We start from the raw sequence: 15641 nt of genomic DNA, 5'->3' as shown, positions 1-15641 counted from the left end.
GCAGTGCGGCGCAGCCGCAGACCAAGGCGCTGCAAGCGCCGCAGGGCCGAGCGAAGAGCGAGCTGCGAAACGTAGCGCCTGCCGCAGGCAGGAGGCCCCAAAATACTATACTAAGAACAGAGAGCCGCTATCTTCACAAATACAAAGGGGGCTAATTTCCCTGCAGCATCAGGCTGATTCCATTTTTTTACGTAAAAAGCGACCGCCTTCTCATAATCTGGAGTAGCTCTTCCATACTCAAGCCCAAGCTTCCTCTTCCACTTTTTCCCCTCTTTAAAAGCCCTCTCTCGGCCGTCTTCTAACAGGGGAGCATCTAGCCCCAATCTATCTATTGTCTTTTTTACGGCCTCCTCTTTTATTGGGTCTGCGAGATTGGCAGCTTGGATTTTCCCCGAAGGGAGATATTCAAAATAAGTGGCTATAGTCTTCATTGTTGGATCCAAGGGAATAATATGCCCCCCCTTTTTATCGTCGCAATGAGGTTGTACGGAAGAAGGACGAGCAATAAACAGTTGATCCCCAGATTTTAGGTTTTCAATATCACATAATTGCTTTAACCACTTTTCATGTTCCTCTACCGGAATCTCTACATACAAGGCTAAAAGGCTATCTCGCTCTAAACTTAGCTGCTCCTCCAAAGTATTAAGAGTCTCTTCATAGCTCGCCTTAATGTCTGCAGCCTTGAGGGTATAGAAGGGTTTGTAATGCTGTCCCCCATCACAAGAGGCCAATAAGTTGGCGTACTCAAAAGTCTTGCTTTTATCTTTGGACTTGGGGTACAGATGCTCAATAATCGTTTTATGATTAAGCTCTATTTGTTTTCCACAATAACAGCAAAGATAAGCCTGCTCCTCGACTAAGGTTTTTCGGAGAGCCTCTTTAGTATAGCCTTCCGTATCTCCCAAATACCTTTCTCGACTATGATCGAGATATTTATAAATATCAGCTCCTTTTACATTGGAATCTGCATAATCTGCAGCTAATTTCCCCAAGGATAATTGATAGTCATGCCATTCTTTTAGGTCTGCAGGAGTTGGTTTTGATTTATCAATCCATTTCATTTTCTGATTGTTTAAACTCTAAATCCATTTCCAAATCAGCCAAAGTCGGATGAGCGCTGTTCATCCTTTGTTTTAGCTGCTGCAGCTCTATATGGGCCTTTTCCAATGCGTTATCTTTAATCAAGAGGCTGATTTCATCCATCTTATCCACAATATCCCTTGGCAAAACATCCTTTACGCCCTGCCAAGCCAATATCCGATCAATATCGGCCCCATAGGTTATTTCCTCCATGCTTGTGGCGGGATAACATTCATTATTATCCAGATAATATAAGCTTTCGGGGGGCAGCCTATTGATGATTAGAGGCGAATGCGTAGTGAAAATAAATTGAATGTTGGGAAAGGTTTTGCGCAAACGCCCAATAACATCCACCTGCCAGCGAGGATGCAAATGCAAATCTATCTCATCGATCATCACCACGCCCCGACCTTCTAGGGGTTGCTTTAAACCCGGATTGGCCAAAGATAGACGCATGGCCAAATCTCCCGCAAGAGTCAATAAGGCCTTTTCACCAGAGGACAGTTGTTTTAAAGAAAGCTTTTGCTCCCCTTTCTTGACCACCATATCTACATAAGGATGTCGCTGTATCCGAACGGAACTAAAATCATCTAAAACAGATGCAATGGCCTGGCGTACCGCTTCTAGAGCACGATCTCTATAGTCATCTTTCGAGCTAATCCGCAGTTCATTTTCTAAATCTTCCTGCTCCTTAAACCAATCTAAAAACTGCTGAAAGTTGATACTGCGCTCTAAAGCTCCCTTAAAAGCCATCAACTGATTGCGATTAAAATAGTCAAGCTCAAAATCATAGTCATCCCCTTTTCCAATCAAACGCTCCGAGGGATAATAAACCGCCAAGGACAAGGAATAGTCTTTTCGACGTTCATTTAGGTTCGTAAGAATCCGCTTTGGTAGCTCCCAAAAATTTCCAGCTAGCTGACTTCTTCGATAGCCCTCGGAGAGAGTTGGACCATTCCTTAAATCTGTTTGGACAAAAAATAGCGTTGAGGGCTCCTCAATAGGATAGCTCCAGCTTAGCTTTATGCTTGCTTCCTCCTTATCGATATGAATTGAGGATTGAACTTCTTGAGCGATATAGGATAATTGATTGATTGTCAACCCTTCGCTCTCTGAATCAAACAAGGCTGCAGCAAAAGCATCACAGCCCAAGCGTATCGCCTCCAACAAAGCGGTTTTCCCCGCCCCATTCATCCCCACAAAAACCAAAGGCTTGCGATCTTCTGGAAAAACAATTTCCTGCCTGTTTTTAAAGCCTTTGTAGCCTTCTAGGACTAAGCGTTTCAATTCCATATCTGTTGTTTTTTTCTTTCCCCCTCAATATAATAACATTTGCTAAACCAAGCGCTTCCGCCCCGTCAATAACTGCTGCATTAACCCCCGCTTTTGCAGACGATACTGCCCCAACTTGGCCCCCAATAAACTTAACTCCCGATCCGCAGTGTTTAATACCGCCGCAATGGCCTTTTGCTCGGGAAGAGGGGGAAGACTTAGCGGTAAATCAAAAAAGTCTGTTAAGCTAATATTTAATAATCCATGGGCTCGGCCTCCCTCTTGAGCGACTCTCATCAGCCCCTTTATCATCATTCCTCCTTCAAAAAATTGTTGCATAAAATCTGAGTCTACATGCTCTTTACATTTAAAGCAAATGTAAAGTGTTGTCACTACAGCTTTATCAAAATCATCTAGTCGCTTAAAAGCTCCCATTGGGTAGCCCTTTGAATAGCTCTTATTATATGCAAATTCGCCCTTGTGAAGTAGATAGTAATTAGATAATGTACTACTTGCTACCCTTTTACTAAAGAAGTCTTCTTGTCTTACAAATCCTCTTTGGGCAGATATAGTAATTACATTATCATTCAACTCTGTGTTTTTTCTCTTAACACGTTTAGTTACATCCCCCAACTTCACCCGCTCCCATTCCCCCGCAAAGCCCGGCAAACGCTGCCTGCCCGTCAACAACTGCTGCATTAAGCCCTTCTTTTGCTCCTCTTTTTGGGCAATCAAACGCTCTAATAGGGCAATGCCCCGATCCCATTGCGATAGACAGTCCGCTATGCGAACCTGCTCAGGGAGGGGGGGAAGGGGGATTTTTAGACTTTTTAATTGGCCTCCTGTTATTAGTGGTTGCCCTGAGCCAAAAGCCATTTGTGTCAACCTAAGTTTTATTAAAAGATTGTACACATAGTTTATTTCTGCAGCAGGTTTAACGTCAACAATCAATGTATTATCAGAAACTCCATAACTGCCATCAACTTGATACAAAGTTCCAGCATTAGCGCCAACCCTTGCTACCAAAATTCTCTTCCCACTATAATCTGAGCTACCGATTTTCCCTATCTCGCCAGTTGAGCCATAAACAGGATATTTCCCCTCTGCTGATTTTGTTTTTGTTTTTCCTGAAGAAATTTTATTCACCACATCCCCCAACTTCACCAGCTCCCAATCCTCAGGAATCAGTCCCAGCTTTGTTTTTTTATATTCTGTCTTCATTCCCTTTTTTCTTTAATAGTGCTTCTAGTTGTTTGGCTAATGAGCTACCAATAGTAGAGATGATTGTAGCCTGTTCTTCGGCAGTTATTTCTTCGGCATAGCGTTTATCTAGAAGAGTGGTTTCTTCTATTTGAGGAGAACTAATCACTACTCGATAAGAATAGCCGTGAAAAAAAGCCTTAATGGTTATTTCTAAGCTTTTAGTACGGTCCTCCATTAAAGAGATAAACTGTATATGAAGTCCTGCAGAGCTAACACCAGAATTATGCATCCCTGTCATATCCATAATATCTCGGTCTTCCTTAATCTTATTACGATTAAAACCGAAATCTAAATCTAATGATGATAAGGATACTTCCGTTTCATCTATATAATGAGTATCCTTCCCATCATAAAAAAAGGGCGCAAAATTCTGCTTCAGCTTATCTTTCAAGCGCTCAAACAAAGGCAAAATGCTTTTATAGTAACTTTCATAAACCCGCTCCGCATTTTTCTCTAATGTGGGCAGCTTAGGCCCTTCTCGCAAAAGAAGCAAGCGCTTCTCCCAATCATCTGGCCGCTCTAAGCTTTCGCCCCTATAGGCCTTGAGGCGAAACTCCATGGCGGCCAAACAACTTTCTGCGACAAAATCAAGCAGGGGCTCCAGGGCTCCCCCATCCTGCGCAATAATCAGCCTTCTTAGGTATTGCTCTTTTTCTTCTCTCAGGATAATGGCTGGGGCCAAGCCCATTCTCATCAAAATCAAATTCATCAAGATGCGGCCCATACGGCCATTGCCATCATCAAAGGGATGAATAGTTACAAATTCCAAATGAAAGCGACAGGCCAGTTCTATGGGATGCCGCTCTCCCTTTTCTTCTTCTTCCTGCAGCCAAGCAATCAGGGATTGCATCCGAGGCTCCACATCTTCCACCGCTGCATAAGTATAGCGTTCAGCCCCTCGCTGCACAAAGTTTTGGGTCTTTTTATACTCACCTGGCCGTCCAGCTACCTTTACAGGATTCCCTTGAGGGTCCTGCGCATCAATTTCATACTTTTCCCCCATCATTTCGGCATGCAAGCCTCTAATAAGGTGCTGCGTAATAGGACGTTCTTCTCTCACAATAGCCTGAAGCATATTCAGTACCTCATGATGAAGTTTCATTTCTTCATAATGTCGCCCATACTTATTCCCCGCATGAATACCATGCGTCAGCAAAATTTTGGTTTCGCTCAAGGTCAGCGTATTTCCCTCCATGGCATTGGAATGATAATTCCAATCCAAACGTATGCGCTCCCAGAGCTCCTGCTTCCGAGCTTTAGAGAGCTCGCCCAATTGAGCAATTTCCTCTTGAATTTCCTTAATCCGTCTTATGCTTGTTTGCCATTTCATAGCTTCTTGTTTTTTGGTCTAAAACAACTGTTTTAAATAGCCCTGCATCTCGGCTTCCACCGCCTTCAATTCTGCTTCTAGCGCTGCAATCTCCTTTTGCACAGCGGCCATATCTACGGGCGCTTCCTCCTCAAAGGTATCTACATAGCGGGGAATATTGAGGTTAAAATCATTCTCCTCGATCTCCTCAAAGCTGGCCAGATAGCTATATTTATCCTCGACTACCCCCAGGGCATAATCTCCAGCCTTATAGGCCCGATAAGTCGCCACGATTTTCTCTAGGTCTTGCTCGCCTAGGCGGTTTTGCTTTTTGCCGGCCTCAAAACCTTGACTCCCATCAATAAAGAGGACCGAGCGATCTTTTTGCCGGGCCTTGCTAAAGACCAGAATGGCGGCGGGAATCCCAGTTCCATAAAAGAGGTTGGCCGGCAAGCCAATCACGGCATCCAAGAGGTTCTCCTCAATCACTTGCTTTCTGATCTTGCCCTCCGAGCTGCCTCTAAAAAGCACCCCATGCGGCACCACCACAATAGCCAGCCCCTTTTGCGCATAAGTCGACTCGATCATGTGGCTAATAAAGGCCCAATCGCCCTTGCTCTTGGGGGGCATTCCCCGCCAAAAGCGGTTGTAGGGATCGGTCTCCGCTTCTTCTCTACCCCATTTATCCAAAGAAAAAGGGGGATTGGCCACCACCGTATCAAATTTCATCAGCTCATCCCCTTCCTTATGTTTGGGGTTGCGCAGGGTATCGCCCCAACGGATGGTTGCATCATCAAAGCCATGCAAAAACATATTCATAATAGCCATGGCCCAGGTGCTGCCATTGGCCTCCTGCCCATAGAGCGAAACATCCTTGCTGCCCACCTCTTTGGCCGCCTTAATCAATAGAGAACCAGAGCCGCAAGTGGGGTCATAAATGCGGACCCCAGGCCCCTGCTTGCTCAATCGAGCCACCAAAGTAGAGACCTCGCTGGGGGTATAAAACTCCCCAGCCTTCTTGCCCGCATCTCCCGCAAAGTTCTGAATCAGATACTCATAGGCATCTCCAATCACATCATTGCCCTCCAAATGCTCTGGCCGCAGGTCCAGACTATTAAAGTCTTTCAGCAAATGCTTTAGGCGGACATTCTTCTCCTTGAGATCCCCCAAATTGCTGCTATTAAACGATACATTGCGGAAAATCCCCGCACCTTCTCCGCTCAGCTTTTCGGGATTCGCCTCTTCCAAGGCCGCCAAAGCCTTATCAATCAGCTCCCCAATATCTACTGCATTTCGCTGCTCATAGAGGTAGGCAAAATTACTCATCACGGGCAACTTAAAGCGCTCTCGCTCCATGGCCCGCTGCACTCGCTGCTCATTCCCCTCATATTTATCCATATAAAAGGCCCGTTTAGCATCATGCACCGAGCTCACATACTTCAAAAAGAGCATCGTCAGAATATAGTCTTTATACTGGCTGGGGTCAATCACCCCTCTAAAGGTATCGCAGGCCTTCCAAACCACCTGGTTAATCTCTGCTGTAGTTAGTTTTTTACTCACTGTTTTAGCTTTTAGCATGCTATATATAATGCACCCAAAGTAAGGCTTTCAGTAAGCTTGAGCAAGTTTTTTTTGGCGGGAGATGCTGCTGTTTTTTTGGGGGCGTTACTCCTTTCAGTCGTCGAACTGCGGCTTGCAGCCTTGTTGTCTGCCTGCGGCAGGCGCTACGTTTATTCCCTTCGGTCATCGAACTGGCGCCTCTTCGAGGCTGGTTGTCGCAGCTCGCTGTTGTTTTGGGGCCTCCGCTGCGGCTGCGCCTTGCGGCGCTACGTTTCGCAGCTCGCAGGTCTGCTCGGCCCTTCGCCGCCTAGGGCGGCTCGGTCTGGCCTGACGGCCACTGCTGCACATCGCTAGGCCTGCGGCCCTTCGGGCCTGCTATCTGGCCGTTTGGCCTTCGGCCATGGCCTGCAGCTTAAAAGCCGCAGCCAGATTAGGATCCAATGAGCTAACGCTTTATGGGGTCCATGGCCTGCAGCTTAAAAGCCGCAGGTCCTGAAAAACCTAAGTCCCTGCCTTCTATCTTGGAAGCAGGGGCTTTTAAGCTCCTGCGGCGAGCAAGATGATGGCCCAACCGGATTGGCTGCGGCCTTTAGGCTGCAGATGGCGGCTTTGCCGCCATGGCCGAAGGCCAAACGGCCCATCAAAACCTTTATGCCCTATTCTGTAGCTGCAGAATACCCCATCAAAACCTTTACGCCCTGTTCTGCAGTTGCAGAATACCATATCAAAACCTTTATGCCCTATTCTGCAGTTGCAGAACACCATATCAAAACCTTTATGCCCTATTCTGCAGTTGCAGAACACCATATCAAAACCTTTATGCCCTATTCTGCAGTTGCAGAACACCCAATCAAAACCTTTATGCCCTATTCTGCAGTTGCAGAACACCCAATCAAAACCTTTATGCCCTATTCTGCAGTTGCAGAACACCATATCAAAACCTTTATGCCCTATTCTGCAGTTGCAGAACACCCAATCAAAACTTTTATGCCCTATTCTGTAGCTGCAGAATAGCTTAGCGCAAATGTAATATGCTGTTTTGTAGCTGCAGAATAGCTTACCGCAAATGTAATATGCCGTTTTGTAGCTGCAGAATAGCTTACCGCAAATGTAATATACCGTTTTGTAGCTGCAGAATAGCTTACCGCAAATGTAATATGCCGTTTTGTAGCTGCAGAATAGCTCACCGCAAGTGTAAGATGCCATTTTGTAGCTGCAGAATAGCTTACCGCAAGTGTAAGATGCCATTTTGTAGCTGCAGAATAGCTTACCGCAAATGTAAGATGCCATTTTGTAGCTGCAGAATAGCTTAGCGCAAATGTAAGATGCCATTTTGCAGCTGCAGAATAGCTTACCGCAAATGTAAGATGCCATTTTGCAGCTGCAGAATAGCTTACCGCAAATGTAAGATGCCATTTTGTAGCTGCAGAATAGCTTGTCAATACCTTGATAATCCATTTTGCGGGACTGTTCAGGATTTTGTGTATCAGAATAAAATTTGGTCAATAGAGACTAGGAGGCGAGTGGTAAAATTTAGATGACCCGGTCAGGGAAACAGACACAAAGCTGGCTGAAAACTTTGGTCCAACCAGCTCGTTTGACCTTCCATCGTTTTTGAATTTGCATAGCGGCTAAATAGATAGATTTTATGGCCGCAGCATCATTTGGAAATGAGCGTTTGTTATTGGTATATTTTCTCAGGCCAGCATTAAAGCCTTCAATAATATTTGTGGTATAAATAAGCTTTCTGATTTCTTGAGGATAGTATAAAAAGACAGTGAGATTGTCCCAGTTTTTCTCCCAAGATTTAATGATGTAAGGATAGCGATCACCCCATTTTTCTTCAAAATCTTGAAGCCGATTTCTGGCCTCAGCTTCATTAGGAGCTGTATAAATGAGCTTAATATCTTTGGCCACTTTTCTTCTATTAGAGGCTTCAACAACCTTCATAGAATTGCGAATTTGATGGACCACACAAATTTGATGAGCTGCCTGAGGAAAGACGGCCTCAACGCTTTGGTCCAAGCCAGCTAGATTGTCTGAGCAGATAAATAAAACATCCTTTACCCCTCTTGTTTTAATGTCATTCAAAGTTGTGGCCCAATTTGCAGCAGTCTCTTTTTCAAAGAGATACATGCCAATAATGTCTTGATAGCCTGCTAAATTAACCCCAAGTACAATCATGCAAACCTTGCTTTTAATCTGCCCATCCTCTCTAATTTTATAGTGAATCCCATCAATCCAAAGAATCGCATACTTCTCATCAAGAACCCGATTTTGCCACTCTCGAATACTATCTAAGAGGCTATTAGTAATGGTTGTAATTTGACTCTTAGAGTACTGCTGACCATAAATTTCATCCATATACTCTACTATATCAGACAGGCTCATACCTTTAGCATACAATAGTGTAATCACACTCTCCAGCTTAGCCGTCATCGATTTGTGTTTGGGGACTGTTACAGGGTCAAATTTACCCTCTCGATCTCTTGGTATTTCTATTTGTAATTTGCCACTTTCCGTCTTGATCTTCTTTGAAGAATGGCCATTTCTGCGATTTTCTCCTTGGACTTCTTCGCCACGAGCATACCCTAAATGCGCTGACATTTCTCCTTCTAACAAACTTTGAATTCCTCGTTTTTTGAGGTCATCTGTTAGCTTGTCTAGCTCCTCAATGTTCTTCACATCTCCTAGTAGGCGGTTTAATAACTCTTCTTGTTTCTTGTCCATAGCGGTACTTTTTTTCTAAGTAATTAAATTGATATTAAACCTCCTAATCTTTACCCCTTTTTTTGCCCATACACAAAATTTTAAACAGTCTCCATTTTGCAAATACATACTAAAATGCCTATTTAACGCACTAAAACAATAAGTCGTAAACAGCAAATACCAAAAAAGTTATAATTATTTAGGGAAAAGCTTGACATTTAAAAAGTATTTACCTAAGTTTATAACGTTATATATTTTACAACCCCAATAATTTTATTATTATGTTTCAAAATCCAGATTGGGCAGCCCTAAGTAATTTCTTTTATAGCAGTACGAAAGGGTCCTTCAAAAAAATGTATCAGCTAGCTACAGATCATTTGAGCAAGCTACGCATCAAAGCGGCTACGGATCCTGACATTCAGGACATCTTGACCTTTTTCGAGCCTTTTTATTTTGCTTTCTTGCAGCAGTATGAGCGTTCTATTGATGGGCGTACGGCTTATCATGCAAAAACAGCTGAATTTAATGAGCTGCTAGAAGAAGTAACGGGCCCCCTACTTCGCCGTTGGGCCGCCGAGATTCAGATCAGCTATGACAATCAGAGCCGTCAGTACAAAAGCTTCTTTCCGCAGGGGCGTCGCGTTTTTCAAAATAATAGCCTTGAAGTTCGCATCCAACTCGTTAAAACTTTGGGGCGCAACCTACTCCAAGACCCCCAATTGGCTAACCTAGGAACTACCGTTGCCAGCTATGGCCAACAACTAGAAGATCTCCGCAACGAACAGCAGGGACTAGAATACCACTACAGTAACAACTCTACCCTGCTCGAGCAGCAGCGAGAAGAATTGTCTTTGGGACTCTTTGCCTGCTTTGCTCGCCTAGAGTTTCACTACTACCGAGACATCAATCAGGTGGCTGACTTTTACGAACTCAAGTACTTCCGCCGCAGCAACAACGGTAGCAGCGAAGAAAGCACAGAAGAAGAAGATTATGGCCTCTTTGAGATAGATCTAGCTGCAGAAAGCCGCTCGGCCCAGCTAGAGGGTTTGCTCCGTGGTGGAGAAACCATCCGCATTACACATCTTGAGGGAGAGGCTGTCAAGTATTACTCTGCCGCTAATGCAAATGATATCCCCGCTCAGATCTATGAGTTGCAGCCCAACCAAAGCGTTAGTTTGCAACTGCCTGTGGGCCACCGCTTGCTCTTCTTTGATAATCCAGCAAGCCAAATGGCTAAGGTTGAATTGGAATTGATGTAGGGGGCTGTTTTTATATCTCTGCGGGTTAAAACCCGCAGCCAGATTAAGACCCAATCAGCTAACTCTTTATGGGGTCCATGGCCTGCAGCTTAAAAGCCGCAGGTCCTGAAAAACCTAAGTCCCTGCCTTCTATCTTGGAAGCAGGGGCTTTTAAGCTCCTGCGGCGAGCAAGATGATAGCCCAACCGGATTGGCTGCGGCCTTTAGGCTGCAGATGGCGGCTTCGCCGCCATGGCCGAAGGCCAAAAGGCCCAGCGCTGCGCAGGCCCGTTTCGGTAGGTTAAAACCCACCGCAACAATGGTATTGCTTCGCAATGATATATAGATGAGGGTTGAAACCCTCATTAAATTTAGCCCCGCAGCATAGCGGCGGCCAGCTTGCTGGCCGCGGGCCCCAAATCCTTCTAATCGTTACCCCATCGACAAGAAAATGAACTAACTATTTGGCATAAAAAAAGCGACTCCTCAGAGTCGCTCCTTTCTAATTATTCTTAAAAGGCGTTTGCAAACGGAAACGAGGAACAATCACCTTGACCTCCTCCTCTTCGCCATCCAAATAACGCATGACATAATAGCCCTGCATATAGCCAATATCGCTCTGTAAGGGGCAGGCCGAAACATATTCATGAAAATCGCCAGCATATAATACCGGCTGTTGGCCCACTACGCCCTCGCCTTCTACCTCTCTTTGGCTGCCATTAGAATCCCAAATCAACCAATATCGGCTGAGTAGCTGCAAAGGACGCTTGCCCAAATTGTCAATGCGAATTTGATAGGCAAAGACAAACTCCGAGCGCAAGGGCCGAGAGTAATCGGGCTGATAAACAGCAGTTACCGTAACCTTAATATTATGCGTGATGGCCGTTTCCATGCTTCAGTTTTTCTAAACCCGAATTGCCTTCCGAAATAAAGGCTTCTACTACTTTTTCGGCTTCCGCTAAGGCCACCTCCAAATTGTCATTGACCAAAGTGTAGTCAAATTTACATTCATAGGTCAGCTCATCGCTAGCCCGAGCAATCCGCTTGCGCAGACTTTCTTCATCTTCCGTTTTGCGGCCCCGCAAACGCGCAAAAAGCGTATCGGCAGAAGGCGGCTTGACAAAAATAGAAAGCGAGCGCTCTGGATAATGCTTCTGGATATTTACGGCTCCTTTGACATCAATGTCAAAAAGGACACTTTTGCCCAAGGCCAACAAACGCTCCACCTCTTCTTTTAAGGTGCCATAAAACTGATTGTCATAGACTTCCTCCCATTCCACAAATTCATCGGCCTCGATCCGGCGCTTAAAGTCTTGTAAAGACAAAAAGTAATAATCCATTCCGTTCACCTCGCCATAGCGCTGGCTACGGGTACAGGCCGAAATAGAGAAGGCCAAATCTTTGCGGGTTTTGAGCAAATGTTTGACGATAGTGGTTTTCCCCGCTCCAGAAGGGGCGGTAAAGATGATCAGTTTGGCTTCTTGCTGCATGTATTCTGCGATATTCTGTGAGAAAGTGCTTTTTTATAAAACGCTTCCATTTTGAAATAGGCCACGAAGATAGGGAAATTAGGCCGATTTTTAGAGCACATTAGCTAGTTGCTCCTTGATTTTATCGGCTTCCTCTTTCATTTGAATGACCAGGCGTTGAATGGGCGCATGATTGGCCTTAGAGCCTAGGGTATTGATTTCTCGGCCCATCTCTTGGTTGATAAAGTTGAGCTTTTTCCCTTTTTGGGCGGGCTTTTTGGCCAAAAGTACCTCTTTAAAGTACTGGCAGTGTTGGGCCAAACGCACTTTTTCTTCCGAGATGTCGAGCTTATCTAGGTAATACAACAACTCTTGCTCAAAGCGGTTTTCATCTAGCTCTTTTTTCAAAGAAATGCTATCTAAATTGTTGTGCAAGCGCTCGCGTACATTTTGCAGCCGCTCTTCTTCATGTTTGGGCAGCTCTTGCAAAAGCGCCTCAATTTCTTCTAGTCGGCCCAACAAATCTTTTTGCATAGCCAAGCCTTCCTCGGCCCGAAAACTATTAAATTGCGCAATGGCCAACTCTACCGCAGCCAAAAGCTCGGCCCAACTTTCTTCCGACAAACTATCCTCATTGGGCACGACCACCGCAGGCAGGCGGCTTACCGTATACAACAAATCGCCGGGCGGCACTTCTAGCTCGGCCCCCAAACTTTTGAGTTGCTCGGCATAAGCCATAAAAGCGCCCTCATCAATGCGGTAATCGCTTTTTTCGGCATGGCTTAATTGTAGGCTAAAATCAATTTTCCCGCGGCCCAATCGCTGTTGCAACAAACGGCGCAGCTCCATTTCTTTGGCCTGAAACTGCAAGGGCAAACGCAGACGCAAATCACAGCCTTTGCTATTTACGGCCCGAATTTCTACTAAATAATGGCCTTTGTTGCCTTCTTTTTGGCCACGTCCGTAGCCCGTCATTGAGTATAGCATCTCCAAATGATGTTGGTTAAGGGCACAAAGGTCGCATTATTCCATTGTCTTCCCAAGCTAGCCGCCTTTTTTTTGCCCAAAAGCTTTATCTTGGCCCAAACTGTTTTTATTTTTTGGGGCCTCCGCTGCGGCTTCGCCTTGCGGCGCTACGCTTCAGGGCTCGCAGGTCTGCTCGGCCCTGCAGCCCTGCGGGCTTTGGTCTGCGGCTTCGCCGCCCCCTTTCGCATCGCTAGGCCAAATAGCGCTTGGCGGCACAGCCCGCCGCTATTTATTTTGCAACGCTCAGAATTTTTTTCTCTTTCGCATGGATAATCAAAAACTACTTTTCATTACTGGGGCCACCGGCTTTTTAGGCGCCTATTTGGTCCGAGAGGCCCTAAAGGCAGGCTACCGGATTCGGGCCAGCAAACGGCCAGGCAGCCCTATGGACCTACTGGGCGAAATGGCCCAACAAATTGATTGGCGAGAAGGCGATTTACTGGACCTCTCTTTTGTAGAAAGTTGCCTAGAGGGAGTAGATAGCCTGATTCATGCGGCAGCCTTGGTCTCTTTTCAGCCCAAAGAGGCCGAAAAAATGATCCGCTTCAATGCCGATAGCACCACTTATTTGGTCAATGCGGCCCTAAATGCCCATATTTCTGAGTCGCTTTTTGTGAGTAGCATTGCCGCTTTGGGCCGAGACGAAAAAAAGTTGCGCATTGATGAACAATCGCAATGGGAAAACAGTAAATATAATTCTAACTACGCCATTAGTAAATTTAAGGCAGAATGCGAGGTTTGGCGGGGAATTCAGGAGGGTTTGCCCGCCTGCATTGTCAATCCCTCGGTGATTATGGGGGCAGGCTATTGGGCCAAGGGCACCGCCCAAATGTTTCAGCAAGTGGCCAAGGGACTTTCCTTTTATCCTGCTGGGGCTACGGGCTTTGTGGATGTGCGAGATGTAGCCGAGTTTTCCTTGGCCCTTTTGCAAAATCCTCAGGCGCAGGGACAACGCTTTATCTTAAATGGTATAAATTGTAGCTACCAAACCCTATTTAGCGAAATGGCCAATGCCTTGGGCAAAAAGCCCCCCAAAAGAAAACTGCCCAGTTGGGGCGTTGAACTCCTTTGGCGACTGGAAAAGCTCCGTAGTTGGATTAGAGGCTTGCCCCCAGTAATTACCGAAGAAATTGCCCGCAATTTGAATAGCAAATACGAATATGACAACCAAAAAGTGATTGATTTTTTAGGCAAAGATTTCCGTCCCTTGTCTGTTTGTATGCAAGATAGCGCCAAATTGTATAAATTAGCCGAGAGCGGAGAACAGCCCTTTGGACTACTGGCCCCCTAAAGGCCTAGCGCTGTGCAGGGGTGGCCGCAGGCCAGACCCAGTTTTTTTGAGCGCAGCGAAAAAAAACGCAGGGCCGAGCAGACCTGCGAGCCCCGCAACATAGCGCAGCAAGGCGAAGCCGCAGCTGAGGCCCCAAAAAAAAGAAAAATCTGCTCAGAAACAAGAACAACTATGCAACTGCAAGAAGCAAAAGAAAAATTTATTGAAGCCTGGGGCGGATTTGGCTCCAATTGGGGAATCAACAGGAGTATGGCCCAGGTACATGCCCTGCTGCTAGTCTCCGAAGCGCCCCTCTCTGCCGATGATGTGATGGCCGAGCTACAAATTTCTAGAGGTAGCTCAAACATGAATCTCCGCGCCCTAATTGACTGGGGCTTAGTCTATAAACGCCTAAAAGCGGGAGAGCGAAGAGAGTATTTTGTGGCCGAAAAAGATATGTGGAAAGTCGTGCGGCAAATTATTATTCACCGCAAGAAAAAAGAGCTAGAGCCCGCCCTCAAAGTGCTAGAAGATGTGCAAGATATTGAGGGAGAAAGCAAGGAAAAGGAGGAATTTGTGGCCATGATTCAATCTATTGAGCTCTTTTCTAAAAAAGCCGATGGTTTGCTCGAAAGATTGGTAGATGCCGATAGCGAATGGCTGATGAGCGTTTTGCTCAAGATGATTTAGGCGCGGCCAAATTCTTTTAGGGTTGCTAGCATTTTTTGGCGCACCTCTTCTTTTAGGGCGGGGATATCGGCTCGAGTTTTTCCTTGAGTGGAAATGGGATCGGACCAAACGCCCCAGCAAAGGCCGGGCCCTGCCTGAAACTTATTTTTGGAGCTCAGAATCTTATCGGTATTGATGATGGTCAGCACCGCAATAGGCTGCTGGCTGTCTACCGCCAAGTTGAAAGCGCCATTATGGAAGGCCTGCAGGGGCTCATCGGAGACATTTCGGGTACCTTCAATAAACAAGTGGATCGAGCGCTGCTCCTCCAAATACTTTTGCAATTTGAGCATACTCGCTTTGCGGCTTTCGGGGCTACGGCGATCGACAAAAACGTCTCGGTAGTGGGAGACAAAGCCCACCACGGGAATTTTTCGCACGCCCCATTTGGCCAAATAAGAAAAAGGCATGGGGGCGGCAGCCGCACAAACGGGAATATCCATCATAGATAAGTGATTGCTCACCATGACATAGCGTTCTTTGGGGTCAATTTTTTCTTTGCCTCGAATCCGAATCCAGTGTCCCGCCAAAAGGCCCAATAAAAAGCCCCAAAACTTGGTAATATAGAGGGTGGTCCAGGCTTCTCGCTCTCCTTTGAGCAACTTGAAACTGAGCCAAAAGAAAGGGAAGACCAAAGCGCCAGTGAATAAAAACATCAGCAGCAGCCAAAAACAAAAGATATTGCGTAGGAGGCGAAGCATGAGCTTAAGTAGGTTT

At 45.8% G+C, this 15641-nt stretch carries 15 protein-coding genes; 4 read left to right on the top strand and 11 right to left on the bottom strand.

The features are described 5' to 3' along the window. Positions 1–110: 110 nt before the first annotated feature. The 5 genes from SGRA_RS17735 to SGRA_RS17715 are packed head-to-tail and all read right to left on the bottom strand — an operon-like array spanning position 111 to position 6502. Positions 111–1061, bottom strand: a complete 951-nt coding sequence (locus SGRA_RS17735; protein ID WP_015694195.1) for an HNH endonuclease family protein — start codon at positions 1059–1061, stop codon at positions 111–113. Continuing rightward, a complete protein-coding gene (locus tag SGRA_RS17730) occupies positions 1048–2373 on the bottom strand; it encodes an AAA family ATPase (protein ID WP_015694194.1) in 1326 nt (441 codons plus the stop codon). The genes SGRA_RS17735 and SGRA_RS17730 overlap by 14 nt, the downstream gene beginning before the upstream one ends. Before the next feature lie 42 nt (positions 2374–2415). Further along, entirely contained in the window at positions 2416–3573 is a 1158-nt protein-coding gene (locus SGRA_RS17725; protein ID WP_015694193.1) for a restriction endonuclease subunit S, read from the bottom strand. Then, on the bottom strand, positions 3557–4945 hold the full coding sequence (locus SGRA_RS17720) for a Fic family protein (protein ID WP_015694192.1): 1389 nt from the start codon (positions 4943–4945) through the stop codon (positions 3557–3559). Before SGRA_RS17720 ends, SGRA_RS17725 begins: the two co-directional genes overlap by 17 nt. 18 nt (positions 4946–4963) lie before the next feature. Further along, a complete protein-coding gene (locus SGRA_RS17715) occupies positions 4964–6502 on the bottom strand; it encodes a type I restriction-modification system subunit M (RefSeq protein WP_015694191.1) in 1539 nt (512 codons plus the stop codon). Between the two features lie 633 nt (positions 6503–7135). Here SGRA_RS17715 and SGRA_RS22360 point away from each other — a divergent pair. Further along, the gene (locus tag SGRA_RS22360) at positions 7136–7498 is read left to right on the top strand and encodes a hypothetical protein (RefSeq protein WP_245538583.1); all 363 of its coding nucleotides are present in this window, start codon (positions 7136–7138) and stop codon (positions 7496–7498) included. Here SGRA_RS22360 and SGRA_RS23565 read toward each other — a convergent pair. Then, on the bottom strand, positions 7477–7926 hold the full coding sequence (locus SGRA_RS23565; protein ID WP_148268390.1) for a hypothetical protein: 450 nt from the start codon (positions 7924–7926) through the stop codon (positions 7477–7479). The genes SGRA_RS22360 and SGRA_RS23565 overlap by 22 nt on opposite strands. 91 nt (positions 7927–8017) lie before the next feature. Beyond that, positions 8018–9214 carry an IS256 family transposase gene (locus SGRA_RS17705; RefSeq protein ID WP_015691783.1) on the bottom strand — a complete coding sequence of 399 codons (1197 nt, stop codon included), beginning with the start codon at positions 9212–9214 and terminating at the stop codon, positions 8018–8020. Between the two features lie 332 nt (positions 9215–9546). Here SGRA_RS17705 and SGRA_RS23880 point away from each other — a divergent pair, with 332 nt between their 5' ends. Continuing rightward, positions 9547–10452, top strand: coding sequence for a hypothetical protein (locus SGRA_RS23880; RefSeq protein WP_245538582.1), 906 nt, complete (start codon positions 9547–9549; stop codon positions 10450–10452). A 480-nt stretch (positions 10453–10932) separates the two neighbouring features. On the opposite strand, the gene apaG is transcribed toward SGRA_RS23880, so the two are convergent. The 3 genes from apaG to SGRA_RS17685 all read right to left on the bottom strand — a co-directional run bounded on the left by apaG (position 10933) and on the right by SGRA_RS17685 (position 12886). Further along, positions 10933–11322, bottom strand: a complete 390-nt coding sequence (gene apaG, locus SGRA_RS17695) for a Co2+/Mg2+ efflux protein ApaG (protein ID WP_015694188.1) — start codon at positions 11320–11322, stop codon at positions 10933–10935. Next, the gene (gmk, locus tag SGRA_RS17690; RefSeq protein WP_015694187.1) at positions 11300–11920 is read right to left on the bottom strand and encodes a guanylate kinase; all 621 of its coding nucleotides are present in this window, start codon (positions 11918–11920) and stop codon (positions 11300–11302) included. Before gmk ends, apaG begins: the two co-directional genes overlap by 23 nt. A gap of 90 nt (positions 11921–12010) precedes the next feature. Next, complete coding sequence (locus SGRA_RS17685; protein ID WP_245538581.1) at positions 12011–12886, bottom strand: YicC/YloC family endoribonuclease; 876 nt, start codon at positions 12884–12886, stop codon at positions 12011–12013. A gap of 304 nt (positions 12887–13190) precedes the next feature. Here SGRA_RS17685 and SGRA_RS17675 point away from each other — a divergent pair, with 304 nt between their 5' ends. Continuing rightward, a complete protein-coding gene (locus SGRA_RS17675) occupies positions 13191–14216 on the top strand; it encodes an NAD-dependent epimerase/dehydratase family protein (protein WP_015694184.1) in 1026 nt (341 codons plus the stop codon). Between the two features lie 171 nt (positions 14217–14387). Then, on the top strand, positions 14388–14885 hold the full coding sequence (locus SGRA_RS17670; protein WP_041329986.1) for a GbsR/MarR family transcriptional regulator: 498 nt from the start codon (positions 14388–14390) through the stop codon (positions 14883–14885). Here the strand turns inward: SGRA_RS17670 and SGRA_RS17665 are convergent. Beyond that, on the bottom strand, positions 14882–15625 hold the full coding sequence (locus SGRA_RS17665; protein ID WP_015694182.1) for a lysophospholipid acyltransferase family protein: 744 nt from the start codon (positions 15623–15625) through the stop codon (positions 14882–14884). The genes SGRA_RS17670 and SGRA_RS17665 overlap by 4 nt on opposite strands. Between the last annotated feature and the right edge of the window lie 16 nt (positions 15626–15641).

It is taken from the genome of Saprospira grandis str. Lewin, from assembly GCF_000250635.1.
Taxonomy (GTDB): domain Bacteria; phylum Bacteroidota; class Bacteroidia; order Chitinophagales; family Saprospiraceae; genus Saprospira; species Saprospira grandis.
The sequence above is the reverse complement of the archived record's forward strand: the minus strand, read 5'-3'. Positions and strand labels throughout refer to the sequence as shown.

Excerpts from the sequence above, each read along its gene's own strand:
- apaG (WP_015694188.1), bottom strand. The coding sequence starts at position 11,322 with ATGGAAACGGCCATCACGCATAATATTAAGGTTACGGTAACTGCTGTT.
- SGRA_RS17715 (WP_015694191.1), bottom strand. The coding sequence starts at position 6,502 with ATGCTAAAAGCTAAAACAGTGAGTAAAAAACTAACTACAGCAGAGATT.
- SGRA_RS17730 (WP_015694194.1), bottom strand. The coding sequence starts at position 2,373 with ATGGAATTGAAACGCTTAGTCCTAGAAGGCTACAAAGGCTTTAAAAAC.
- SGRA_RS17725 (WP_015694193.1), bottom strand. The coding sequence starts at position 3,573 with ATGAAGACAGAATATAAAAAAACAAAGCTGGGACTGATTCCTGAGGAT.
- SGRA_RS17670 (WP_041329986.1), top strand. The coding sequence starts at position 14,388 with ATGCAACTGCAAGAAGCAAAAGAAAAATTTATTGAAGCCTGGGGCGGA.
- SGRA_RS17705 (WP_015691783.1), bottom strand. The coding sequence starts at position 9,214 with ATGGACAAGAAACAAGAAGAGTTATTAAACCGCCTACTAGGAGATGTG.
- SGRA_RS17665 (WP_015694182.1), bottom strand. The coding sequence starts at position 15,625 with ATGCTTCGCCTCCTACGCAATATCTTTTGTTTTTGGCTGCTGCTGATG.
- SGRA_RS17720 (WP_015694192.1), bottom strand. The coding sequence starts at position 4,945 with ATGAAATGGCAAACAAGCATAAGACGGATTAAGGAAATTCAAGAGGAA.
- SGRA_RS17735 (WP_015694195.1), bottom strand. The coding sequence starts at position 1,061 with ATGAAATGGATTGATAAATCAAAACCAACTCCTGCAGACCTAAAAGAA.
- gmk (WP_015694187.1), bottom strand. The coding sequence starts at position 11,920 with ATGCAGCAAGAAGCCAAACTGATCATCTTTACCGCCCCTTCTGGAGCG.
- SGRA_RS17675 (WP_015694184.1), top strand. The coding sequence starts at position 13,191 with ATGGATAATCAAAAACTACTTTTCATTACTGGGGCCACCGGCTTTTTA.
- SGRA_RS22360 (WP_245538583.1), top strand. The coding sequence starts at position 7,136 with ATGCCCTATTCTGTAGCTGCAGAATACCCCATCAAAACCTTTACGCCC.
- SGRA_RS17685 (WP_245538581.1), bottom strand. The coding sequence starts at position 12,886 with ATGCTATACTCAATGACGGGCTACGGACGTGGCCAAAAAGAAGGCAAC.
- SGRA_RS23880 (WP_245538582.1), top strand. The coding sequence starts at position 9,547 with ATGTATCAGCTAGCTACAGATCATTTGAGCAAGCTACGCATCAAAGCG.